The sequence below is a fragment of the Segatella asaccharophila genome, assembly GCF_054687055.1.
The window spans coordinates 86,474-109,344 of sequence record NZ_BAACAN010000003.1; the positions used below are offsets into that span (position 1 = coordinate 86,474).

General features: G+C 37.4%; 23 protein-coding genes and 1 pseudogene. 21 read left to right on the forward strand and 3 right to left on the reverse strand.

Annotated features, from left to right (window positions below; translation table 11 throughout):
* The first annotated feature begins 2 nt into the window (after window positions 1-2).
* The 5 genes from ACYRYG_RS02725 (at window position 3) to ACYRYG_RS02745 (ending at window position 3,271) form a co-directional block, all read left to right on the forward strand.
* A complete protein-coding gene (locus tag ACYRYG_RS02725) occupies window positions 3-134 on the forward strand; it encodes a hypothetical protein (protein WP_293418827.1) in 132 nt (43 codons plus the stop codon).
* Window positions 135-557: a type II toxin-antitoxin system VapC family toxin gene (locus ACYRYG_RS02730; RefSeq protein ID WP_293418829.1), complete on the forward strand. Its 423-nt coding sequence runs from the start codon at window positions 135-137 to the stop codon at window positions 555-557. It abuts the gene before it with no gap.
* Window positions 558-737: 180 nt separating this feature from the next.
* Window positions 738-1,022, forward strand: a complete 285-nt coding sequence (locus tag ACYRYG_RS02735; protein ID WP_460197523.1) for a hypothetical protein — start codon at window positions 738-740, stop codon at window positions 1,020-1,022.
* 549 nt (window positions 1,023-1,571) lie between these two features.
* Window positions 1,572-2,843, forward strand: a complete 1,272-nt coding sequence (locus tag ACYRYG_RS02740) for an AAA family ATPase (RefSeq protein ID WP_294076405.1) — start codon at window positions 1,572-1,574, stop codon at window positions 2,841-2,843.
* Window positions 2,840-3,271 carry a hypothetical protein gene (locus tag ACYRYG_RS02745; protein ID WP_460197525.1) on the forward strand — a complete coding sequence of 144 codons (432 nt, stop codon included), beginning with the start codon at window positions 2,840-2,842 and terminating at the stop codon, window positions 3,269-3,271. Before ACYRYG_RS02740 ends, ACYRYG_RS02745 begins: the two co-directional genes overlap by 4 nt.
* A gap of 651 nt (window positions 3,272-3,922) precedes the next feature.
* Here ACYRYG_RS02745 and ACYRYG_RS02750 read toward each other — a convergent pair.
* Genes ACYRYG_RS02750 through ACYRYG_RS02760 form a run of 3 tightly spaced genes read right to left on the reverse strand, consistent with a single transcriptional unit; the run spans window position 3,923 to window position 5,071 of the window.
* Complete coding sequence (locus tag ACYRYG_RS02750; protein WP_293423099.1) at window positions 3,923-4,024, reverse strand: DUF6486 family protein; 102 nt, start codon at window positions 4,022-4,024, stop codon at window positions 3,923-3,925.
* A 51-nt stretch (window positions 4,025-4,075) separates the two neighbouring features.
* Window positions 4,076-4,528 carry an HU family DNA-binding protein gene (locus ACYRYG_RS02755; protein WP_293428206.1) on the reverse strand — a complete coding sequence of 151 codons (453 nt, stop codon included), beginning with the start codon at window positions 4,526-4,528 and terminating at the stop codon, window positions 4,076-4,078.
* 48 nt (window positions 4,529-4,576) lie between these two features.
* Window positions 4,577-5,071, reverse strand: coding sequence for a D-Ala-D-Ala carboxypeptidase family metallohydrolase (locus ACYRYG_RS02760; RefSeq protein ID WP_460197527.1), 495 nt, complete (start codon window positions 5,069-5,071; stop codon window positions 4,577-4,579).
* A gap of 628 nt (window positions 5,072-5,699) precedes the next feature.
* Between ACYRYG_RS02760 and ACYRYG_RS02765 the strand changes: the two genes are divergently transcribed.
* From ACYRYG_RS02765 to ACYRYG_RS02840, 16 genes and pseudogenes are all read left to right on the forward strand, one after another.
* Window positions 5,700-5,969 (forward strand): hypothetical protein, encoded by a 270-nt coding sequence (locus tag ACYRYG_RS02765; RefSeq protein ID WP_460197529.1) that lies wholly within the window; start codon window positions 5,700-5,702, stop codon window positions 5,967-5,969.
* Between the two features lie 135 nt (window positions 5,970-6,104).
* Window positions 6,105-7,415, forward strand: a complete 1,311-nt coding sequence (locus ACYRYG_RS02770; protein ID WP_293423066.1) for an AAA family ATPase — start codon at window positions 6,105-6,107, stop codon at window positions 7,413-7,415.
* Between the two features lie 83 nt (window positions 7,416-7,498).
* Complete coding sequence (locus ACYRYG_RS02775; RefSeq protein ID WP_298673977.1) at window positions 7,499-7,771, forward strand: hypothetical protein; 273 nt, start codon at window positions 7,499-7,501, stop codon at window positions 7,769-7,771.
* 8 nt (window positions 7,772-7,779) lie between these two features.
* Entirely contained in the window at window positions 7,780-8,286 is a 507-nt protein-coding gene (locus ACYRYG_RS02780; RefSeq protein WP_460197531.1) for a DUF2335 domain-containing protein, read from the forward strand.
* A gap of 603 nt (window positions 8,287-8,889) precedes the next feature.
* Window positions 8,890-10,569 (forward strand): DUF262 domain-containing protein, encoded by a 1,680-nt coding sequence (locus tag ACYRYG_RS02785; RefSeq protein ID WP_460197533.1) that lies wholly within the window; start codon window positions 8,890-8,892, stop codon window positions 10,567-10,569.
* A gap of 92 nt (window positions 10,570-10,661) precedes the next feature.
* Complete coding sequence (locus ACYRYG_RS02790) at window positions 10,662-10,997, forward strand: hypothetical protein (RefSeq protein ID WP_460197534.1); 336 nt, start codon at window positions 10,662-10,664, stop codon at window positions 10,995-10,997.
* 169 nt (window positions 10,998-11,166) lie between these two features.
* Complete coding sequence (locus ACYRYG_RS02795; protein WP_460197536.1) at window positions 11,167-12,978, forward strand: aminotransferase class I/II-fold pyridoxal phosphate-dependent enzyme; 1,812 nt, start codon at window positions 11,167-11,169, stop codon at window positions 12,976-12,978.
* Between the two features lie 3 nt (window positions 12,979-12,981).
* Window positions 12,982-13,809, forward strand: a complete 828-nt coding sequence (locus ACYRYG_RS02800) for an ornithine cyclodeaminase (RefSeq protein ID WP_460197537.1) — start codon at window positions 12,982-12,984, stop codon at window positions 13,807-13,809.
* A 67-nt stretch (window positions 13,810-13,876) separates the two neighbouring features.
* Window positions 13,877-14,776 (forward strand): LicD family protein, encoded by a 900-nt coding sequence (locus ACYRYG_RS02805; RefSeq protein WP_460197539.1) that lies wholly within the window; start codon window positions 13,877-13,879, stop codon window positions 14,774-14,776.
* A 61-nt stretch (window positions 14,777-14,837) separates the two neighbouring features.
* Window positions 14,838-16,316, forward strand: a complete 1,479-nt coding sequence (locus tag ACYRYG_RS02810; RefSeq protein ID WP_460197540.1) for a lipopolysaccharide biosynthesis protein — start codon at window positions 14,838-14,840, stop codon at window positions 16,314-16,316.
* A gap of 249 nt (window positions 16,317-16,565) precedes the next feature.
* A pseudogene (locus tag ACYRYG_RS02815) lies at window positions 16,566-17,498 on the forward strand (acyltransferase family protein); the annotation flags it as partial.
* 195 nt (window positions 17,499-17,693) lie between these two features.
* On the forward strand, window positions 17,694-18,902 hold the full coding sequence (locus tag ACYRYG_RS02820) for a glycosyltransferase family 4 protein (protein WP_460197541.1): 1,209 nt from the start codon (window positions 17,694-17,696) through the stop codon (window positions 18,900-18,902).
* A complete protein-coding gene (locus ACYRYG_RS02825; RefSeq protein ID WP_460197543.1) occupies window positions 18,892-19,512 on the forward strand; it encodes an LbetaH domain-containing protein in 621 nt (206 codons plus the stop codon). The genes ACYRYG_RS02820 and ACYRYG_RS02825 overlap by 11 nt, the downstream gene beginning before the upstream one ends.
* Window positions 19,509-20,933: an NDP-hexose 2,3-dehydratase family protein gene (locus ACYRYG_RS02830; protein WP_460197544.1), complete on the forward strand. Its 1,425-nt coding sequence runs from the start codon at window positions 19,509-19,511 to the stop codon at window positions 20,931-20,933. The genes ACYRYG_RS02825 and ACYRYG_RS02830 overlap by 4 nt, the downstream gene beginning before the upstream one ends.
* The gene (locus tag ACYRYG_RS02835; protein WP_460197545.1) at window positions 20,930-21,961 is read left to right on the forward strand and encodes a Gfo/Idh/MocA family protein; all 1,032 of its coding nucleotides are present in this window, start codon (window positions 20,930-20,932) and stop codon (window positions 21,959-21,961) included. Before ACYRYG_RS02830 ends, ACYRYG_RS02835 begins: the two co-directional genes overlap by 4 nt.
* Window positions 21,958-22,833 carry an NAD-dependent epimerase/dehydratase family protein gene (locus ACYRYG_RS02840; RefSeq protein ID WP_460197546.1) on the forward strand — a complete coding sequence of 292 codons (876 nt, stop codon included), beginning with the start codon at window positions 21,958-21,960 and terminating at the stop codon, window positions 22,831-22,833. The genes ACYRYG_RS02835 and ACYRYG_RS02840 overlap by 4 nt, the downstream gene beginning before the upstream one ends.
* The last annotated feature ends 38 nt before the right edge of the window (window positions 22,834-22,871 follow it).

A 22,871-nucleotide genomic window follows, 5' to 3' on the forward strand; every position in this document is an offset into this window, starting at 1 on the left:
TTATGGATAAGCAGACTAAAAAAGTGGATGATACCACAAAGCAACAAGCTGGCAAGAAGGTCAGCAAGACCTGGGAAGCAGCAATGAGGCTGAAGGGAAGCATCATCGTTAATGACCCATCATTCCTGTTGTAAATGCGATATTTGATAGATACAAATATTTTTGTTTACTTAGCTCTTGATATTGAGCAACTGAGCCGTGATGTTCAAGCAATAATTCAAGAACCGGAAACGGTCTTGTGCATGAGTGTTGAGTCTGTAAGAGAACTTATAGTTGGTTTTAACAATAAAGGTTTAGGCTCTAGGAGGTGGAAAACAGCAGAAGATTTGGTTAATTCTATTGAAAACGAGTTTTATATTAGTATTCTGCCTTTGAAGAAAGAGCACATGATGACTTATTCTCGGCTTCGTTTAAATAAGGCTCAGGGTCATAAGGATCCTTCAGACCACGTGATTATTTCACAAGCATTGACTGAACATTTACCATTGATTTCCAGTGACACACGTTTCCCTTTTTATCGTAAGCAAGGACTGGATTTGATTTTTAATAAGAAGTGATTCTTTAGTCTGGCTAATTTTTCCTTACTAAAGGATTCTTAAGCATCTAAAATGAGCATCTTTAACGAATCCTTAAGATAAACTGTATTATAGTGTAGTACAGACCTGCCGATGGGCATAGAAGTACTTCCAGACCTTCTTCAGAAAGTTTTTTTCTGAAAAGTTTGCAATTTCACCATTATGATTACTATAGATAATACGGCATTTACTTCCGGCATTTCATTCCCTGATATTTTAGCCGTCCAGACTAAGGCAGAGCTCCTGCAGATCTGCAAGAAACTCGACCTTTATGTCAGTCCGAACCTGAAGAAAGCCGAGACCGTCCACCGGGTGGCCGCCACCATGATGACCAATCCGATCAATATCCTCAGCGTACTCAACAAACAGGAACTCCTGATAGTCAACTTCCCTCCTATTTTGATCTGGCCCAGCGCGGAGTCAAACCGCCGTCACCCAAACAGTTGAGGATGATGGCCGCCATGCAAAGATTGATGGATGAAGGCGAAGAAAATGGAGCCGCGTTTGGAGAGTGTGGAGATGACTAGGACTATAGTATATGATTGAAGTCACAATTTGGAGGTGACCGAAATGCACCATTTTGGTCCTTGTGTTCTAAAAAAGACTTTACTTGAATTCGATAGATTAGTTTTCCTCTTTAGGAATAAAAAATTCTGATAGAACTCAGAAAATAGAAGAATCGGAACAAGGAGATTGCCCGTAAATCTTAATAACTGCCGCAACCTTACGAATCGTTTATCTGACCAGCTGGCCATAAATTAAAATCTCTTCAGTTTTATTCGCAATAAAGAATCAGGGACACTCTGGAGTGCCCTGGTTATAGGGGGTGGACATCAATTGGACACGAACAAATGATAGGTGCTACTGATAGGTGCTACGTTAATTTATAAATTAACAGGTTAAAAGACTACGATATTCTAAAAAATGATTACCTTTGTAAAGGTGTTTCTTTTTCTAGAGAGAAATTAAAGTGTTGAATTAATTGTTTTTACAAGCATGAAGCCAATCGTATCCATACATCATTTGGGACCTCTTAAGGATGTTGAAGTTGAGATTAATAAATATAATGTTTTTATTGGTCCTCAAAGTTCAGGTAAAAGTACCCTGGCAAAGGTGATCAGTTTTTGCCAGTGGCTGGAGAAAGATGTGCTCATCAAGCAGGGTAAAGATCATATTGATACTAAATATATTGATAAGAATCTGATTAAATATCATAAATTAGATTCCTATATTTACGATGATACGCAGATAAAATTCAAGGGTAATTTATTACAAATCCTTTTTGACGGCAAGTCTCATAACTGTCAGGTTGATATTGTAGGCGACCTGAAAAAAGCGAAGATGGGAAAGATTTCCTATATTCCATCAGAGCGTAACTATGTAGCCATCCCCAATTTGTCCACGTTGAAAATGGCAGATACATATGTCCGTGACTTTGTCTTCGATTGGTTGTTGATTCGTAGTAAATTTGATGTCAAAAATCAGATTGACTTGCTCGGTCTTGGCATTAAGTATTATTATGATGCTAGCAAGGGAGATGTGATCGTATTGCCGGACGGGAAAACGATAGACATGGATCAGGCCTCAAGCGGAATACAGTCGGCCGTACCGATGTATGCTTTTCTCAACTACAATACAAAGTGGGTATTTGAGAATGAACAGGATATCTCCTTTGATAAATATACCGCGATTCGGAATCTGGCAGACCAAACATTTTTTTCTGACAAGGAAATTGCTGATTTAATGAAAAGAGAATCTTTGAAAAATGATAAAATATTTAGCGACCTGATTAACATCATAATTACTCTTAAAGATAAGAGTGGTTTAAAAGATTCTGTTGTTCGCATAGCAGATTTGACAGAGCGAATAGGAAAGCCACATTATTCCAATTTGATTATTGAGGAACCCGAAGAGAATTTGTTTCCCGAGACACAGTACTATCTGATAAAGGAAATAGCACAGATGATCGATAATAAACGAGATAATACCATTGTTATCACGACTCATAGCCCTTATGTCATGACAACTATCAATAATCTTATTGCAGCAGGTAATATTGTTAGCCATGATGAGAGTAAGAAAGATGCAGTTGAAAATATCTTGCACTGTTCGTCATATATCCGTTATGAAGACTTGTCAGCTTATGGTATTAAGGATGGGAAAATTCATTCGATCAAGGATGATGAATTTCAGTTGATTTCAACAGATGAACTCGATAAAGCTTCAGAATGCATATCCGATGACTATTCTAAACTTCTGGAACTATGATTGCAATACCGGATAAGTGTGAGGTCGATACAGAAGGCTTAGAGGTCGTTTTCAAGGAGAAACACAGTAAAATGATTTACCATAATCCTAAAAAGAAAAAATGCCGGAAGATTCAGGTTGACGGTTGTGTGATTACCGAAGGATTACGATGTGATAAGTTGCTTCTTTATGGGGATAATAATGAAAGTTCAGTTGAAAGTTATGTTGAGTTAAAAGGTGAGGACGTGTCACATGCTATCGATCAGATTCTGACTACAATTCCGCAAATTCATAAGAAAGGCAACAAAGTTCAGGCCTTTATTGTTCCGACAAATTATAGTACTAAAACCATTGAAAAAACATTTATAATGATTAACAAACTGAAGAAAAAATATGGTAAAGATTCGCAACTGAAGATCAAGAATAATATATGTGAGTGTACCATTTGAGTCGGTAATGACTGTTAATAGTTCTTCCATTATAATCTTATCGTAAGCGTTCAGAATCGGCATCTTGCCACCCACCTCATAAATGTTACATTTGTGCTCACATATACGATCAATGAATGATGTTGAGCATGACAGATTTTGAAAAGCTGTTAAAAGTTGTTGCTGCCGTGACTTCCATGAAATGATCCCCGGCCAGCTGGCCATAGATTAAAATCTCTTCAATTTTATTCGAAATAAAGAATCAGGGACACTCTGGAGTGCCCTGTTTATAGGGGGTGGAAATCAATTGGACACAAACTGGACATTGATTGGATACTTACCATAGATTAATGCTCAGCAGAAAAAGGTAACAGTCCCAAACAGGCATTTTGCCTAAGTCATTCAAAGAAAATACGCCGCCCTTAAACATACAACTTCACCACGTTTCTGATAGCGTCTTCCGTTTTCATAGCCTTTGCGATTGTCGGATGCAAAGGCCATTGGTTTTCGGGAGCGCAGCATTTTGGGGAACGTTTTGACAGTAAGTATGCGTATCGGGCGGCGTGGGTAGTCCTCTCCGGTCAAACCACGTTTAGGGCGCAGCTGACCAGGGCATATATCACCAGTGACCAGGCGATGAGCCGGAAGAGGAAAAGGAGCAGGGCATAGACCTTATTTCTCATCTGAGGCCTCCGTTCCTCCGATGACTCCGAGGATGGCGGAGATGATCGTGGCAACGATCTTCAGTACGAGTTTGATTTCTGTGATTTGCATGTGTTGTTTTTTTTGAGGTTTAACGAAATTGGAATTCACTCTGACTCGCCATTAGGCTTGTACGCCGTTCGAACTGCCGTCCGTTTTCGCCGGCTTGTCGTAAGCGTCCATCTCCTTGAGCTTACAGCCGCTCAACAGGGAGTTCATGTGCTTTTTGTTGTCCACGGTCGTAATCGGATGGAACAGCACGTGCAGGCGTTTGACATTGGATGCTACGGAAAAATCCTTCGCCGTTGGGGCCGGGATGCAGTGGATGCCCACCTTGAACGTCCCGAACCGGTCGATATAAATACGCTTGCCTTCCTGCAACCCTTCGCGCATGGCGTCCACGAGGGCGGAGATTACGGCTACGATGTCGGGAAGGGTCACGGTACAGCGACTTTGGATCTTTTCCGCCAGCTTGTTCACGTCGATGGTGTCGGAGGTACAGGGCCGTGCGCACCAGAGTCCGTTGGATTTGTTGCCTTTGTGGTTCAACTGATAGAGTTTGTAAGCTACTGACATAATTTTGAAAATTTAAAAGTGAAACAATATGTGAATTACAGTGCACTGTCAAGTAAGGAACATCCGCCGGTTGGCTCTCCTGGTGGTGTAGCTCACGTGGATCCAGCAGATATTCTCCGGTAATGCGCCACGGGGCTCCACGATGAGTTGGTCGAAATCAGTATGACGGCGAATGAATTCGATGTATTTCAGGGCCTTTTCCGCAGATCCGATATAGAGGTCGGCAGCCTCTCCCCGGCAATGCTGGCTGTCGGGTACTCCCCCAGCCAGGGCATTTACGGCCCGGCTTCTGAATCCGCTGGTCACGATGACGGCACCATAGCGTGCCCTGAGCGGTTCCAGTACATTCGTGCACAGGGCCTGGAGTTTTTTCCACTGTTCCTCGTCCGGTTCGTTGCACAGATCCTTTTTGATGGCAATCCCCGAGCGTTTCATCTCCCACCTGGAAAAGTGAGAAGTAAGCATGATGTTTTCCATATTAGTATAAGTTGGTTTGACAGATGCAAAGATACGGCAAAACGAAGCCTTTGTCAAGGTTTTCATTTATAGTTCAGTGTATAGGAACTTTGTAGTAAATACCCTAGTTCATGGCTTCAGTATGGATGCCCTCATAACTTTTCATTGCTTAGTGCTCATGCCAGAAATCAGGAATGAGGGTGAGTACGACAGATTCTGAAAAACCACTCTTCCCTACAAGACGGAAGAAAAGAATAGGTCCATCCGGACATTTTGTGTAAAACAACGGTGTCAACTCCACCATATACTGGTCAGCCGGCCAAAGATAAAATCTCTTTTGATAGGTTGTTGTTAAATGCGCAAGTTTTCTTTCTTTTTGATTTTACAAAACCTCTCAAAACGGCGATAGAATTCACCAAGCAGTCTTCGGTCCGAAATACGCGATTCTCAGCGAATATCCGCAAAATGCTATGTATCAATGGCTTCCGATTTGTTTACACGCAATTTTACCTTTCCGGCTTGGTAATCGCCGTTCGTTTAGGGTCCAATCGCCGTACGTTTGCACCCTGACTCCAATGCTTTTACCACCTGAAAGCATTGGAATGACCACCTGAACGAACGGCGATTGGAAAACGGGATACTGAAAATGTAAAGGGAAATGAAGAATAGTAAAGATTCGAGACATTTTTAATTTCTATTTGAAGGAAATTCCATGATGGCTTTCAAAAAGCAAAGTGTAAGTGAAATGTGGTTTTGGATGACAGAAAGTCATTTGCGGACTTGCACGCAGATTCCGGTACGCCTCAGCGTATCCACTAAAGGCTGCCCTGACTTTACAAATCAATTACTCGGCCAACTGGCTATAGATTCAGATCTCTTCAGTTTTATCCGGAATAAAAAATCAGGGACACTCTGGAGCGCCCTGCTGACAGGGTGTGGACATCAATTGGACACAAACTCCAGAAAAGCCAACTTTAGAAGTTGAATTTAACCCCAAAGGGACATATCATGCAACTATAATATTTTTCCTTTTTTTCTTGTTAGTTTAAACAATTACAGTTACATTTGTAAATGTAAACGGCTGTTTATATAAATCACCGTTAACATAACTGCCCTGCTTATGAAGTTTTATGATAGAGAAGAAGAAATGAAAATACTCCTGGATAATGAAATGCAATCCAGGGATCATGCAATGTTTACGGTGCTTATGGGACGCAGAAGGATAGGGAAGACATCCCTGTTGTTGCATTCTTTGAAAGGAATGGAGCATGCTTATCTGTTTGTCTCTAAGGATAATGAATCTTTACTTTGTCAGAAATTTCGGAAGATTCTGGAAGAGTCACTCCATTTATCGATTTATGGAACCATTACGAATTTCAGAGATTTGTTTGAAATTATCATGAAAGAATCTGAAAAAAGACATTTCACAGTAGTGCTGGATGAATTTCAGAATCTCTATACTGCCAATCCTTCAATTTTTAGTGAGATACAAGATATATGGGACCGTTATCATGCTACCTCTCGGTTGAATCTCATTGCTTGTGGCAGTATTCATTCTCTGATGAAGCGAATATTTGAAGATAAATCCGAACCTCTTTATGGACGGCCTTCCTCCAAATTCATTCTTCATCCTTTCCGCTTGTCGGTAATCAAACAGATTCTATCTGATTCTCATCCTGAATATAGCAGTGAGGATTTGCTATGTCTTTATATGCTGACGGGAGGTGTGGCGAAATATCTGGAGTTATTTGTGGACAGAGGAAATCTAACCAAGAAAAATATGCTAGATGCTGTGTGCAGGCAGGATTCCTATTTCCTTTCTGAGGGTTTTGATCTGATTAATAATGAATTTCAGAGGGATTACAACACTTATTTTTCTATCTTGCAGTTGATTGCGTCAGGAATGACACAGCGTACTGAGATTGATGGTGTCCTACAGAAAAGTATGGGTGTGTATCTGAAGAAACTTGAATCAGACTATGAAATGATCTCCCGGCAACAACCTCTGAAGGCCAAACCTGGTAGTAAGATTACGAGGTATCAGATCAAGGACCCATTCCTGCGTTTCTGGTTCCGCTTTATCTATCCTTATCAGAATCTTATAGAGAGCAACCAACTCTCATTGATCAGAGAAAATATTGAACACCAATATAATCAGTTTACGGGACGAACACTGGAGGCGTATTTTCAGCAGAAAGCTATGGAATCGGGACGTTTCACCTGTGTCGGCAACTGGTGGGATCGGAAAGGTGAAAAAGAAATTGATCTTCTGGCATTGAATGATTTTGATCATACAGGGATGGTCGCAGAAGTAAAACGGGAGAAGAACCGCATTCGTTTGTCCGAACTACAGAAGAAAGTTGAAGCTCTTCCTGTTGTCTTTCATAAATATCATCTTCAGTTCCAGGGACTGTCTATGGAAGATATGTAAGTAACGATCCATAGTTATAAAAAATGTGAAAATAATGTGTGTTTTAAATAAAAGTCATTATATTTGCTACAAATAATAATGTTATGGCTTTAAAGAATTATCATATAAGGAAAGAAAAGGATATGATCCAGGTAATGGATGATGACAATTATGTCGTTTATTCTTCAACCAGACATTCCGTGGTACAAAAGGACCGGCATCCTTATATTACGGGATTGTCCAAGCTTATTGACTTTAGCAGCTCTTATCGCGAACTCTTGGATAGAGTTCAGAAGTCCCCGTCTCAATCGATACGGAAATATTGGGAGAATGTCGGCACATATACGCTTGATGTAATGGCTGACAATAACAAGTAAGAGAACTTATGGATAAGAATTCCAAAGGGGAAAATGAGGGAAAAGGAAGCGAGAATATTCCTAAGGAATTACGCGATCTTCTTAAGGATATTCCTGAAGAGCAGCGTGGTGAGGTTACTCAACGACTCATTGTAACCAGTCAGCGTCTAACGGCTTTTCATGGACCGTTGCCACCTCCCGAAGTTCTTAAAGAATACCAGTCCATATTACCGGGTTCTCCTGACAGATTTTTGAAATTAGTAGAGAAAGAGCAGGAGCATACGCATTCCAGTGAGAAAATGATCATAAGGAATCAGATATGGCAAAATTGGGCAGGACTTATTATTGGTGCAATCCTTGTTGTTCTTTTCTTTGTTGGAGCTTACAAACTGGCATTAGCCGGGCATGATACTGTGGCATATATCATTTTTTCTGTAACAATTATATCTATAGCAACTATCTTTGTTCTTCATAAACGTTCCGACAAGTCTATGAAAAAGGAAGATGAAGAACATGATTTGCCGAAAGAGCAATAATTATTTTAGAACGAATTCAAAAGCACTTTCTGGCCTCTTCGGGAAGTTCTTTTATGAAAAGTGCAATTTCTCGCCACGACATAACAAGTAAGTTTGGTAACCGTCCATTTCTCCGTCATGCGTTGTAAAAAACAAGTTATACCTTTGTGTGTGAAATAATATTTTATCACGCAATGGAAGAAAAAAGAAACCAACCGGACTATGCGGCCATTATCAGGGAATACCGATTGTATGGTTATGCGCGATGAATGCAATCTCACCGGTAGTTTACATCAAGGATCTTCTGGTGAAGTTTGCAGACGAGAATATCTCAAATCAAACACTTTTGCCCTGTTATTACGCAAAAGTTTGTTAATAACAAAAGTTTAACATTTATGAGTAAAATCTGGGGACGTCCATAAACAGGGCGATTCCGGATAGCTCATGGAATAATAGACGTTTACCGGTCTTGAGATGAACAATAACATTGAATACATTGATAGTAGCGAAGAATATAATGAACTGCCGGACTTTCTTAAAATATAAGAGAATTAAATAATAATCAAATTAATTTATAAGCATAAAATGTCTGGATTTCAATCACCAATAACAATTGGAGAAGCAATGGAGCATATTCGTAGACACGAATATCTCATTCCTGCTTTCCAAAGAGAATATGTTTGGGGGGCTGATCAAGTCGAAAGGCTGTTTGACTCTCTTATGAAGGGCTATCCAATTAGCTCCATGCTTTTCTGGAAAGTGAGGGATGATGGTAAACTAAAATACCGTTTTTACGAATTTCTGAATTATTTCATACAGAACAAGCATACTCATAATAACCTGTATGACGCCAGCAGTGTCAATGACTTCTATGCTGTCCTTGATGGTCAGCAACGCCTTACATCATTATACATAGGCCTTTTCGGGAGTTATGCCTATCATCAATACCGTCATTCTTATGACTATTCGGAGAACAATTATCCAACGCGCCATCTATACTTGAACATAAGTAGGGAATTTCAGGAAGAAGAAAGCGACATGACTTTCAAGTTCCTTTTCCGTGACAAGAAGGAAACAAATGAAAAGCCTTTGTTTGTTGATGGCAGCGGCGACAAATGGTTTAAGGTAGGACACATCGTTTCCTTGCATAATCAGGACTATGACCTTGATGACTTTTCCACAGACAATGCCCTCGAAAGGACAGAAAAGAAAATTTTGAAGAAGTTAGATAAGGTTATATTTACAGACTTGCGCATAAACTTTTATGAAGAAGACACACAAGACCCCGATGTGGCAGTTAATATTTTCGTGCGCATTAACTCTGGAGGTACAGCTCTGAGCTTTTCAGCCATTCTGCTATCCTTGCTTATAGCAGGGTGGAAGGAGAAGGATGCCAAAACGGAGATTTCTAATCTTGTTGATGTGATAAACTCGAAAGGTTTCTCTATCACTTATGATTTTATCTTGAAGTCGCTCTTATACCTTTATCACAATGATGTAAGGTTTAAGATACAGAGCTTTACAAATGACTTCATTGCCAAGATAGAAGATAATTGGGAAAAGATTCGCAATTCCATAATCGCATTATTCGACCTTATGCATGGCTATGGCTTCAATTACAGAACGCTGACTTCTTATAATGCGACATTGCCTGTGTTCTATTATATCTATCATAGGGATTTGTACAACAACTTCGCTAATGGTATGGCATATAAGACGGAAAGAGCCAACATAAAAGTGTGGTTGTTAAAGTCTCTGATACTGAGAACTTTTACCGGAAGTTCTGACGGGGCATTGAATACATCAAGGAAGGCTTTTACTGACAGCATGGCCGGTCAGTACATATTGCCGAGTGTGCAAAACTTCCCTTCTCAGGAGTTAAGCAAGTTGTTAAAGCAGACTGCACTCTCAGATGAGAACTTTGAACAGCTGCTTTACACACAAAAAGATGATAAATTCGCATTTTCGATATTGGCGCTTCTTTATCCTAATATGGATTACAAGAACAATAACTTCCATCTTGACCATCTCCATCCGGCAGCTTCCTATAGTGAGGATATATCAGAATGGTATGTTTACAATTCCATTCTGAATCTTGAGATGCTTGATGCCAATGTGAATGAGTCCAAGAATGACAAGCCACTAAAGCAATGGATTGATGAGGAGACTAAAGATAAAGACAGGCAAGTTTTTCTTAATGCTCACCTGATACCTGATGTTGATTTATCTCTTGACAACTTCAATAACTTCATTGAAGCCCGTAAGATAATGCTTGTAGGCCGGTTGAAAGAAATGTTCAAATAAAACGAACTCGTATATTAGTATCCAAAATAGTCATTTTGCCAAACCCCTTCATGAATGTTACATTTGTGCTCACATTAAAATCAAGAATTATTTTGAGTGCCACAGATTTTGAGGAACCTCTCTCCACCAATATGGACAAGATAACGATCATCAAAATGTTGCTGGCATCCCAGAATGAGAACAGGCAGCTTCAGGCCAGGCTTGACAAACTGATGGAGGAAGCCCGTTTAAGGGAGGATCGCCTGAATAGCCGTATCGACGAGCTGACCCGTCTGAACAGATCCGGTTCAGAAAGCCAGATCAGACTGATGGACCAGCTCGCTGAACTACAACGCCAGTTGAAGCAGATGAGCGGTCAGTATGGGAAAATGCTGACAGAACTCAAGAAGTGGAAAGATCGAAACAAAAAGATTGCCTATAAACGTTAAAGAAGGCTATCGTGACTTCATGAATCGGTTATCACGCTAATTGCGTATCAATTAAATCTCTTAAACTTTATTTGCAATAAAAAATCAGGGACACTTTGGAATGCCCCTGTTTATAGGGCGTGGACATCAATTGGACACGAATTTTTCAAATCAATAATCTAAATAAAATATGCAAGCGATAATATTAGCAGCCGGAATGGGACGGCGCCTTGGAGAATATACTCGGGATAATACCAAGTGTATGTTGCCTATCAATGGCCAGCGTCTTATTGATCGTGATCTTGATCAACTCTCTAAGTTGAATCTCAATCGGGTAATCATAGTTGTAGGATATAAAGGCAAAAACCTTATAGATCATATTGGTCATCGTTATGATGACCGTTTGAGGATAGAATATATCGATAATCCTGTTTATGATAAGACTAACAATATCTACTCTTTATCCCTTGCAAAAGAAAAACTGATGGAGGATGACACAATCCTTATGGAATCAGATTTGATTTTTGAAGAAAGTATCTTAAATATGCTTGTTGATGATCCTTTTCCAAATCTTGCCCTTGTTGCGAAGTATGAAACCTGGATGGATGGGACAATGGTAAGAATTGATGAAGACAATAATATTGTTGATTTTGTTTCCAAACAAGCCTTTAATTATCAAGATGTAAACTTATATTATAAAACAGTCAATATTTATAAGTTCAGTAAAGAATTCTCAAGGCATAAGTATGTTCCATTTTTAAATGCATATTGTGAAGCTTTGGGCAATAATGAATATTATGAGCAAGTATTACGTGTTATAACATTTTTGAATAGCTCTGATATTAAGGCTCTGCCTATAGGCAATAGGAAGTGGTATGAAATAGATGATGCTCAGGATTTAGATATTGCTGAAACTATATTTGCCTCTAAAGAAGATCTGATGAATCGTTATAATAGGCGTTATGGCGGGCATTGGCGTTTTCCTAAACTTTTGGATTTCTGTTATTTAGTTAATCCATATTTTCCTACGGAACGTATGAAAGATGAACTTCGAGCTAATTTTGATACTTTACTCACTGAATATCCTTCCGGGATGTATGTCAACTCTCTTCTTGGAGGAAAGTACTTTGGGGTCAAACAGAAATATACAATTGTCGGTAATGGAGCTGCAGAATTGATAAAAAGTCTCATGGAGAGAATCGCAGGTAAGATTGGTATTATCTATCCGACTTTTGAGGAATATCCTAATAGAAGAAATCCGGCTGATATTGTTCCTTTTATGCCAAAGGCAAGAGACTTTTCTTATGGTATATCAGAACTTGAACAATTCTATGAAGACAAGAATGTACATACAATATTAATTATAAATCCAGATAATCCATCGGGGAATTTTATACCAGTAGTAGATATTCTCAAATTTGCACTATGGTGCAAAAATCGGGGTATCCAGTTGATTGTTGATGAGTCTTTCGTTGATTTTACGGATAATTTTACTGATAATTCTCTCTTTAAAGATGATATATTAGAAAACTATCCTAATTTGATTGTAATGAAGAGTATCTCTAAGTCTTATGGAGTTCCAGGATTACGACTTGGGATTATGGCCAGTTCTGATTCAGAGCTTATTAATTGGATGAAGAAAGATGTAGCTATTTGGAATATCAATTCTTTCGCGGAGTTTTATATGCAAATTTTTGGAAAGTATATTGTTGATTATGAGCGAGCGTGTAATAAGTTCATAGCTGAGCGTAGCCGCTTTTTTAAAGAATTGAAGCAGATACCTTATCTTACTGTTATTCCTTCTCAGGCGAACTATTTTCTTGTAAAAATTAATAGTAGGTTTACTTCTGGAGAAATTACACAAAGTCTCTTAGAGAAATACGATATACTCCTCAAAGACTGTGATTCTAAAAATGGTCTTAAAGGAAAGAACTTTGTGCGTATTGCAATACGTGGTAAAAAAGATAATGATGTTTTAATAAAAGCATTAAGGAAATTGTAAGCAATGAAAATTATAACAGATGATGATATAAAAGCATTGAAAATTCCTACAACACGTTGTATAGAATGGGTTGAAGAATCTTTCAAAATGAAGAATCGAAGTCAGTTTCCTCCCAAGATATCCCTTCATCCAAAAGAAGGTGATTTTTTTAATACAATGCCTTGTATTCTGCCAAAAGAATATCATACATTTAGTGTAAAGATCGTTAATCGTATAAAAGGAAATCATCCTGCCTTGAAAAGCAAGTTGTTTCTTTTTGATACAATCACGGGTTCAATGTTAGCTTTAATGGATGCTAATTGGATTACAAATATGAGAACGGGGGCAGTTGCTGCTTTGGCTATTAAAACTTTTAGAAAAAGAAATGCTCGAGTTTTTGCATTGATGGGTTTGGGTGAAATCGCTCATAGTACAATGCAATGCATAATAGCATCTTTTAAACATGAGGAATTATATATAAAATTATTAAAATATAAGGATCAGGCTGATAGTTTTGCTTATACATATCAGAATTTTTCCAATCTACATTTTACTATAGTCGATACAATGGATGATTTTGTCAAAGGTTCTGATGTGGTTATTTCGTGTATAACATTTGCTGAAGGTATTTTAGAACCTAAAAATAATTTATTTAAGCCAGGGATTCTAGTTTTACCAATTCATACCCGGGGATTTCAAAATTGTGATTTGTTCTTTGATAAAGTTTTTGCTGATGACCGTGGTCATGTAAAGGACTTTAAATATTTTGATAGGTTTAAATGTCTTGACGAAATAGGTAATGTTCTTCTATGTAAAAGTAAGGGAAGAGAAAATGATACCGAAAGGATATAGTCTTATAATATAGGTTTAGGTCTACATGATGCTGTTTTTGCTTATAAAATATATAACATGATAGAAAATGCGGAATAAAAAGAGTTTTCAGATAGAAGGTTCATTATTCATTGTATGGAAAAAAGAACTCGTTAAAATTTTCAAACAATTTGATGTACTTTGCTCAAAATATAACTTAACATATTTTTGTAACGGTGGGACAGCTATAGGTGCTGTACGACATCATGGTTTTATACCATGGGATGATGACATTGATGTAATGATGCCACGTCCAGATTATGAAAAACTTTTGGATATCTTCCGAATAAAAAATGTTGGCAATTTGGAAATTATAACTCCTGAAAAGGACGAAAATTATTATCTTACTTATGCAAAATTGTATGATAAGAATACAACGCTATTAGAAAATAAATGTTTTCATTGTCTTATAGGTGTATTTATAGATATCTTTCCTCTAGATGGTGCTCCCAAAAATCCTAAGCATGCTAAGAGACTTTATGATAGATATCAAAAGTTGCGTTTAAATGTTTCTCTAACAGCTACATATTATGGATTTACAGACTTAATGATTCAACTGATTAAGTTACATTGGAAAGATGTATTTAGGATTTTGTTTATATGTTCTTTTAGAAAAAGAATTAGGAGAAAGTCGTTATCTGGAATTCATAAAATTATACAAGAAGTTAATTATGAAGGTTCCGAATACATAAATGAATATGATGATTATTATGGCTATAAACTATATCAGCCAAAAGAATGGTATGAAGGAACGAGAGAATTTCCATTTGAAGATATGAATGTGAAATTGCCTAAAGAGTATGATAAATATTTAACTCATATATTTGGTGATTATATGCAATATCCTCCTTTATCAGAGCAGAAATCTCATCATTATGTAGCATATCTTAATTTGGAGAAGCGGGAGACTATTGAAGAAGTACTTGCAAAATTAAAACATAAGAAATAACAGGATGGTTTCTCAAAAGTCTGAGAGGGTAGTGAAGAATACGGGGTTCATGTTTCTCCGTATGATACTGATTGTAGGAATTGGTTTGTTTACTTCCCGTGAGATTTTAAAAATTCTAGGAGTTAAGGATTTCGGCACCTATAATCTTGTAGGAACGATTGTAGTGATGTTTTCGTTCTTGCAGTCCGCATTGAATAATGCGACTTCTCGATTTATCACTTTTGATTTAGGGATAGGAAATTTAGGGAATTTACGACATACTTTTTCTATGAGCCTTAATTCTGAGGCATTACTTGGTTTAATCATCTTATTCCTTTCCGAGCTGGTTGGCCCTTGGTTTATCGGTCATAAAATGAATATTGATCCAGCCCGAGTTGAAGCTGCACAGGCAGTTTTTCAATTTTCATTATTAAGTTTTATTGTCAGTCTTCTTAGAACTCCATTTAACTCTCTAATTATTGCCCATGAGCGAATGAACTATTTTGCCTATACTAGTATAGTTGAGGCATCTTGTAAATTGGCGATAGTCTATTTGTTATTGATCATCCATCATGATAAACTGATCACTTATGCTTTTTTACAGCTATTAGTTACAATACTAATTACTTTATGGATGATTGTTTATTGTAGGTTGAATTTTAAAGAATCTCGATATAAGTTATTTTGGAATAGTGCTCTGTTGAAGAAACTCACGAATTATTCGGGCCTTAGCCTGATTGTTAATATCGCAGATGTAGCTGTAATACAGTCTATAAGTATCTTCTTTAATTTATTTCAAGGATTAGTAGCTAATGCAGCATTAGGCATTGCCAATCAGGTAAATTCACAGTTAAACCAATTTGTTGGTAATTTTAGTCAGAGTTATAATCCTCAGATTATCAAATCTTATGCAGCAAAGGATTACCATTATTTTATGAATTTAATTTATTCTGCTGGAAAATTGTCCTACCTGTTATTATTTGGTATCTCCTTTCCGATTATGCTTAACATACAATATTTGCTAAAATTATGGTTGAAGACCCCTCCTGATCAGACGGCTTCTTTTTTATGTCTAATCATTATGTTTTCTCTTATTGATTCATTTTCTCAGCCTCTTTGGGAGGCTGTACATGCTACGGGCAATCTAAAAGTTCACCAATTGCTCATGGCAGGTATTAAAATTTTAAATATACCGATATCCTATACTCTTCTTAAGTTGCATTTTCCTGTTATTACTGTATTGGTCGTCTATGTACTTTTAAATTTAGTCTGTGCAATTGTAAGAATATGGTGGATGGGGCATTTGATTCATCTAAATGTGAAGAACTATTGTAAAGAAGTAATTCTCAAAATAGTGCAAGTTAGTATTATATCAATACCGATTCCCTGCATAATTGCACTATTGATTCATAATCATTTAGCATCCTTGTTTTTGACATCAATCGTATTCTTGGGAATATATGGACTAACTGTGTATAAATTAGCTTTAAACCAGAAAGAACGAGAATTAGTTTGTTGCATGTGCCAAAAAGTAAAAGATAAGTTTCTTAGGAGAAATTAGTCTTTCTATTTGTTAGGGTGATTTTTAGTATGTTAGGGAACTTATTATGTTAACAAATATCAAGGGGGGCAAAAGACTACCCAATTTTGAAGTATTGCGTACTTTATGCATGCTGATGATTGTAGTTTGGCATTTCTATTTTCATGGAATAATGCATGGGTTGTCTGGAAAGACCATATATGCAGATGGAACTGCTTTAGGAATATTTAATTATGTTCTTTCAACTTATCTCTCCATCTTTGTAGCGTATGTGTGAATGGATATGTCTTAATCTCGGGCTATTTTCTTGTCAACAAGACTTTTAAACTCGAAAGGGTGATAAAACTTTGGATGCAAACATTTTTCTATGCACTTATCATTACGGTCGTAGTTCATTTCATCTTTCCTGAGATGGCGGGAATAAAAGATATTTTGAAGACCTTCACACCAATTAGAAGTCGGGAGTATTGGTTTGTTACGATTTATATGGGGATGATGCTTCTTTCTCCTTTCTTGGCTCAGGCTGCACATGCGTTGACACAACCTCAATATAAGATCCTTTTATTGGTATTGGGAATATTGAATATCACATTCTTCTTCAATTTACCTTATGGAGATATCTATGGAGGCGGGATGTCTTTACTGTGGTTTATTTTCCTGTTTTTGGTTGCCGGATATATAAGGTTGTATGATGTGCATTTAGGGAAAGAAAAATACGGTCATTATTTTTGGTATATTAGTTTCTTTATATTTGGCTTTGTTGTTTTCAGAGCAATTCTCAGCGTACTACATCATCATGAGGGTTTAGGCTATTCAAGTTCATCTTACAATGGTTTCTCCTTCTTCCTCACTATAGCATTATTTATGTATTTCAAGAATCATACTTTTGGTGACGCTGTATTAGTCAGGTTTCTTGTAAAAATTGCCCCTTATACTTTTGGTGTCTACCTGATTCATGATAATAATTTCATCCGTACTATCCTTTGGTATAAAAACATAAACTTTGATAATTACTTAGGTTCTATCTATTTATTGCCAATCATGTTAGTTGTCAGCATTTGCATCTTTGTGATTTGTATATTCATTGACTTTTTTCGAGACCAATTATTCCATTATTGCAGAATAGATAATTTAATAGCAGATTTCAGTTCTGTAATAGGACAAGGATGTAATACAGTGAAAAAATGGTGTAATAGGGAGTAGCTAATCAATTTCAAACATGAAATATTTGTAGAATTGCATCCAAAATTGCCAACTCCCATCATCTCTAAATAAACAATAGTATTGAATTATTATGATTAAGACCAGACCAGATTTAAGATATTAACTAGAAGATAACACAGTGGTGTATGTGTGTTTCCTTGCAGAAATTTAAAATAACATTTTATAAATAAGTTGATGAGAGTACTTTGGTTTTCGGGTAATCCTGCTATGTATGCTAACCGGAACAGTTATAATGGCGGTGGATGGATAGCTTCTCTCCAACAGGAATTACTCAAAATGCACCCAAGCGATATAAAATTAGCCATAGCTTTTCCTTGGGAGGCGGACATTAAGGACCAAGGAGAAAATTGCCTTTATTATGGCGTTAAAAAAATCCGTCATGCATTTTGGGATTATAAAGGTAAAGAACGGAAATGCCTTGAACGAGTAAAATGGATCGTAAATGATTTTAATCCTGATGTGATTCAGGTATTCGGGACGGAAGAAATATTTGGTTTGGTGGCCACGATTACACAAGTGCCGACCATTATTCATTTGCAAGGAATTTTAAATGCCTACAAAGAAGCGTGGTTACCTGAGAGCCTGTCTTGGATCAGACTTTTCTTGGATCATCCTAGACAAATTATGTCAATAAAAGGATTACATCGTAATATGGAGCGTGAAAGGAGAATCTTTGCCCATACAAGATATGTTTTTGGAAGAACCGAATGGGATTACAGAGTATCGAATTTGATGGCTCCATCTGCACAATATTACTATTGCAGTGAAATGCTTAGACCGAACATCTATTATAGTGATAAGATCTGGTCTAAAAAGCAGCACCGAGTGAAACATATTGTTTCTATTATCTCTGGGGCAGTATATAAGGGTAGTGATATTATCCTTAGAACTGCTAAAGTATTGAAAAAATACTTTCCCGCTGATTTTATTTGGGAGGTATATGGGGTATCAAATCTTTCTGATGCAGAAAAATATACAGAAATAAAGGCTGTAGAAGTAAATGTAAAGATATTAGGTGTAATAACGGCACCAGAATTAGTCAATATCATTGTTGATGCGGATGTTTATGTTCATCCATCCTATATAGAAAACAGTCCCAATACCGTATGTGAAGCTCAAATACTTGGCATTCCTGTTATTGCAACTAATGTTGGTGGTGTTTCTTCTTTGGTACATACAGGGATTGACGGTATAACCGTACCCAGTAACGATGTGTATATGATGGCTTGTCAGATAAAACGGGTACTTTGCAATGATCAGCTTTCGATAGATTTAGGACATCATGGCAGGCAGACTGCCTTAGAACGGCATGATCCTGAAAAAATAGTGGAAGTGTTAGTTCATACTTATGAAAAAATGATTCAAGAAGCACATGATAGATAGCAGAAAGAAATTGGACTTCTATTTGAAGGCAGACGAAATTATGAACGAGCAGGTCTTTCCTAAAGGATTTCGCAAGTTGATTGACTATAACCATACTCTTATTCGCCGTTTTTTGCGATGTATGAGATGGCTGGAATATGTTTCTTCAAAATACAAGACCAATAAGATGTTCCTGTCATTAAAACTCTTTTATTCGTATAAATATCATCGGCTTGCTGCAAAAACAGGATTTGATATACCTATTAACACCTTTGGCTATGGTGTACGTATCGGGCATTTAAGTAATATTGTGATTAATGGGGCTGTTAAAATTGGTAACTATTGTGAAATTCAAAACAATATTACCATCGCAGACGGTTGTTCAAAGAAAATAGGCAACAATGTATCAATTAGTTCGAATGTCGTAATAGCTAAAGAAATATCTATCGCTGACGGCTGTACAATCTCATCCTGTAGCTTCCTTAATTGTAATTGCTTGATTGGTAATACTTTATGGGGGGGGGTAAAGGCTAAACCAATTAAGGAATGTAATCCTTGGACAGCTGAAGAGCCCTATTATTCAGAATGGATGAGGTGTGAGAATTTAAGAAATAAAATGGGATTAGTATGAACAAAGAGCATATCGAACTTGATTTTTTGATTTCTGCCATTCACGATGGTGAATACATCTCTACAGAAAATGTACTGGGATGGATTAAACAACAGAATGAAGAAGTAAAAAGTAATATCAAACAAATTCCTTTGGAGAAATTGATAAATTGGAGTTATCGCGATGATCGCATTCGTCATGATTCTAATAAGTTCTTTTCCATTGACGGAATAAGTGTTTCTACAAATTATAGAAATGTGTCCACTTGGGACCAGCCTATTATCAATCAACCGGAAATAGGTTTTCTCGGTTTTATTACGAAAAAGATAAATGGGGTCTTGCATTTTTTGACGCAGGCAAAAATTGAGCCGGGCAATCTTAATGTTGTACAACTCTCACCTACTTTACAGGCTACACGTAGTAATTTCATGAGAGTTCATGGTGGCGCTTCACCCAAGTATCTTGAGTATTTTACAGGGGATAAGCCAGTAAAGATTCTTATTGACCAACTCCAAAGTGAACAGGGTGCAAGATTTCTACATAAGCGCAATCGCAATATAATAATTGAAGTATCAGAAGATGAAGAATTAGATATAAAGGAGAATTTTGTCTGGCTGACACTCTATCAGATAAAGGAATTGCTCAAACACCCGAATGTGGTCAATATGGATTCTCGTACAGTAATTTCATGCATACGCTTCGGAGACTATTCTGAACACTCTCTGAAAATGTTATCTGCATTTCAGAAATTGAATACAGATATAAATGACCAGTTGATTTATTCCCTGCTTAGCCATGACAACCATTTACATGATGAGGAAGACATTATTAAATGGATGACAACTCTGAAGTTTAAATACGAATTGGATGTCAGGGAAGTCGGCATATCTCATCTTCAACATTGGATTTATGACGGAAATACTATCCACCACGAACACAATAAGTACTTTGATGTCATAGGAGTACATTGTGAAATTGGGAATCGCGAGGTCGTAGCATGGGATCAGCCGATGGTACGATCAGCCCAAAAGGGATTGATGGGGTTTCTAGTAAAGAAGATAAATGGTATCTATCATTTTCTTGTTCAGGCAAAACTCGAATGTGGAAATTTTGATATTGTTGAGATGGCTCCGACTGTCCAATGTCTAACTGGCAATTATAGAAAAGGGTACAACGAATATACGATTCCTTATTTGGAGTATTTTGTGGATGCTCCGAAGACGAGAATTTGGTATGCTACATATCAAAGCGAGGAGGGTGGAAGATTCTTCCAGGAGCAAAATTTGAATATGATTGTAGAAGTGGGTGATGATTTTCCAATAGGTGTGGAGGACAACTATTGTTGGATGACACTCAATCAGATGCTTTCCTTTATCAAGTATAACAATTATCTAAATATAGCAGCTCGTTCACTACTTTCCGCAATAAACTTTATAAAATGATAAAAATAGGTATAATCTGTCCTTCTGAAATCGCTTACAGAAGGTTTTTGCCTGCATTGAAGCAGGATTCACGATTTGAATTTGTTGGTATAGGTATGGCAAGTACAGCAGAATGGTATGGAACGACAACCAACATTAATACTGAGGTCAATAAGGTTCGAATCGAAAGGGAACGTTCCAAGGCCCAAACTTTTATTGATGCCTGCGGAGGGGGAAAGATATATGACAGTTATTCATCACTCGTAAGTTCAAAAGACGTTGATGCTGTTTATTTACCACTGCCACCAGCCCTACATTATCAATGGGCAAAGCAGGCTCTTGAAAATGGAAAGCATGTTTTTGTAGAAAAACCGACTACGACAGATTCTGCAGATACGAAAACATTGATTACCCTCGCTCATAATAAAGGCCTGGCATTGCATGAAAATTATATGTTTGTTTATCACAACCAATTAAAAGCCATTAATGATGTCGTAGCCAGTGGCGAAATCGGTGACATAAGACTCTATCGCATTACTTTTGGCTTTCCCCGTCGTGCCAAGAATGATTTCCGTTACAATAAGGCTCTCGGTGGCGGAGCCTTGATAGATGCTGGAGGGTATACACTTAAATATGCATCTTTCTTACTCGGGAGATCCGCAAAATTAGTTGCTGCCCACCTCAATTATCTTTCTGAATTTGATGTCGATATTTTTGGCTCTGCCACAATGATAAACGATGCTGGAGTTACGGCGCAATTGGCATTCGGTATGGATTGTGACTATAAATGTGAGATTGAAATTTGGGGTAGTAAAGGTACAATAACATCAAACCGTATTTTGACTGCACCGGCTGGTTTTGTACCAGAGTATACTATCAAGAAAAACCAAGACTATGAAACTCGTAAATTACCTGCCGATGATGCTTTCTGTAAATCTATAGGGAGATTTTATGATTGCATTATTGATAAGAGTATTAGGGAGAATGAATATGAACTTGTTCAGAATGAATCAGATTTACTGACACAGTTTAAAACCATGGCAGAATGAAACGTATTGCTATAATAGGGGTCAAAGGCTTTATAGGGAGGCATCTCAACTGGTTCTTCAAAACAAGATTAGGAATAACTCCGGAATGCTATGATATTGTGGAGTCAGAAGAAGCCCATTATCACAAAGTTGATATGTTAAATAAAGAGTCTGTTTCCGAGATAAGTCTTGATGTGGATTACATATTCTATATGACAGGATTGACAGGAACGAGAACTGGATTCGACCAATATGGAACCTTCCTGAAGGTCAATGAGTTGACTTTACTGAATCTCTTGGATGCTATCCGTCGGTCGAGTTATCGCCCAAAGATCATCTTTCCGTCTTCACGTCTGGTATACAAGGGTGTAGATAAGGCTCTAAGAGAAGATGATGAAAAAGATGCACGGACTATCTATGCTGCTAACAAGATAGCTTGTGAATCATACTTGAAAGCATACAACTATAACTTTGATATTCCCTTTACCGTATTCCGAATCTGTGTACCATACGGCAATATGCTGGATAATAACTATAGTTTTGGAACGATAGGTTTTTTTGTCAAAACGGCATCTTCCGGGAAGGATATAACGTTGTATGGAGGTGGAACAGTTAAAAGGACTTTTACACATTTGGAAGATTTATGCTATCAGATGATAATGGGTGCCCTTAACCCTGCATCCGACAATCGGATATTTAATATTGGTGGGGAGACATATTCATTAAAAGATGCGGCTACACTTATTGCAAGACATTATGGTGTTAATGTGACTGCTGTCTCTTGGCCTGATGCAGATTTACGATTAGAGAGTAATCACACCTATTTCGATGATTCGTTGATACAACAATTGTTAGGCGGGTATACATATAAACATTCATTGGGGGAGATTTAGGATGAAGATCTATTTCATAACTTTTGCTGACTCACGAT

Excerpts from the sequence above, each read along its gene's own strand:
- ACYRYG_RS02745 (WP_460197525.1), top strand. The coding sequence starts at position 2,840 with ATGATTGCAATACCGGATAAGTGTGAGGTCGATACAGAAGGCTTAGAG.
- ACYRYG_RS02805 (WP_460197539.1), top strand. The coding sequence starts at position 13,877 with ATGCGGAATAAAAAGAGTTTTCAGATAGAAGGTTCATTATTCATTGTA.
- ACYRYG_RS02740 (WP_294076405.1), top strand. The coding sequence starts at position 1,572 with ATGAAGCCAATCGTATCCATACATCATTTGGGACCTCTTAAGGATGTT.
- ACYRYG_RS02825 (WP_460197543.1), top strand. The coding sequence starts at position 18,892 with ATGATAGATAGCAGAAAGAAATTGGACTTCTATTTGAAGGCAGACGAA.
- ACYRYG_RS02725 (WP_293418827.1), top strand. The coding sequence starts at position 3 with ATGGATAAGCAGACTAAAAAAGTGGATGATACCACAAAGCAACAAGCT.
- ACYRYG_RS02775 (WP_298673977.1), top strand. The coding sequence starts at position 7,499 with ATGGCTTTAAAGAATTATCATATAAGGAAAGAAAAGGATATGATCCAG.
- ACYRYG_RS02785 (WP_460197533.1), top strand. The coding sequence starts at position 8,890 with ATGGAGCATATTCGTAGACACGAATATCTCATTCCTGCTTTCCAAAGA.
- ACYRYG_RS02780 (WP_460197531.1), top strand. The coding sequence starts at position 7,780 with ATGGATAAGAATTCCAAAGGGGAAAATGAGGGAAAAGGAAGCGAGAAT.
- ACYRYG_RS02760 (WP_460197527.1), bottom strand. The coding sequence starts at position 5,071 with ATGAAAACCTTGACAAAGGCTTCGTTTTGCCGTATCTTTGCATCTGTC.
- ACYRYG_RS02810 (WP_460197540.1), top strand. The coding sequence starts at position 14,838 with ATGATACTGATTGTAGGAATTGGTTTGTTTACTTCCCGTGAGATTTTA.
- ACYRYG_RS02770 (WP_293423066.1), top strand. The coding sequence starts at position 6,105 with ATGAAGTTTTATGATAGAGAAGAAGAAATGAAAATACTCCTGGATAAT.
- ACYRYG_RS02830 (WP_460197544.1), top strand. The coding sequence starts at position 19,509 with ATGAACAAAGAGCATATCGAACTTGATTTTTTGATTTCTGCCATTCAC.
- ACYRYG_RS02750 (WP_293423099.1), bottom strand. The coding sequence starts at position 4,024 with ATGCAAATCACAGAAATCAAACTCGTACTGAAGATCGTTGCCACGATC.
- ACYRYG_RS02800 (WP_460197537.1), top strand. The coding sequence starts at position 12,982 with ATGAAAATTATAACAGATGATGATATAAAAGCATTGAAAATTCCTACA.
- ACYRYG_RS02835 (WP_460197545.1), top strand. The coding sequence starts at position 20,930 with ATGATAAAAATAGGTATAATCTGTCCTTCTGAAATCGCTTACAGAAGG.
- ACYRYG_RS02820 (WP_460197541.1), top strand. The coding sequence starts at position 17,694 with ATGAGAGTACTTTGGTTTTCGGGTAATCCTGCTATGTATGCTAACCGG.
- ACYRYG_RS02730 (WP_293418829.1), top strand. The coding sequence starts at position 135 with ATGCGATATTTGATAGATACAAATATTTTTGTTTACTTAGCTCTTGAT.
- ACYRYG_RS02840 (WP_460197546.1), top strand. The coding sequence starts at position 21,958 with ATGAAACGTATTGCTATAATAGGGGTCAAAGGCTTTATAGGGAGGCAT.
- ACYRYG_RS02735 (WP_460197523.1), top strand. The coding sequence starts at position 738 with ATGATTACTATAGATAATACGGCATTTACTTCCGGCATTTCATTCCCT.
- ACYRYG_RS02795 (WP_460197536.1), top strand. The coding sequence starts at position 11,167 with ATGCAAGCGATAATATTAGCAGCCGGAATGGGACGGCGCCTTGGAGAA.
- ACYRYG_RS02755 (WP_293428206.1), bottom strand. The coding sequence starts at position 4,528 with ATGTCAGTAGCTTACAAACTCTATCAGTTGAACCACAAAGGCAACAAA.
- ACYRYG_RS02765 (WP_460197529.1), top strand. The coding sequence starts at position 5,700 with ATGGCTTTCAAAAAGCAAAGTGTAAGTGAAATGTGGTTTTGGATGACA.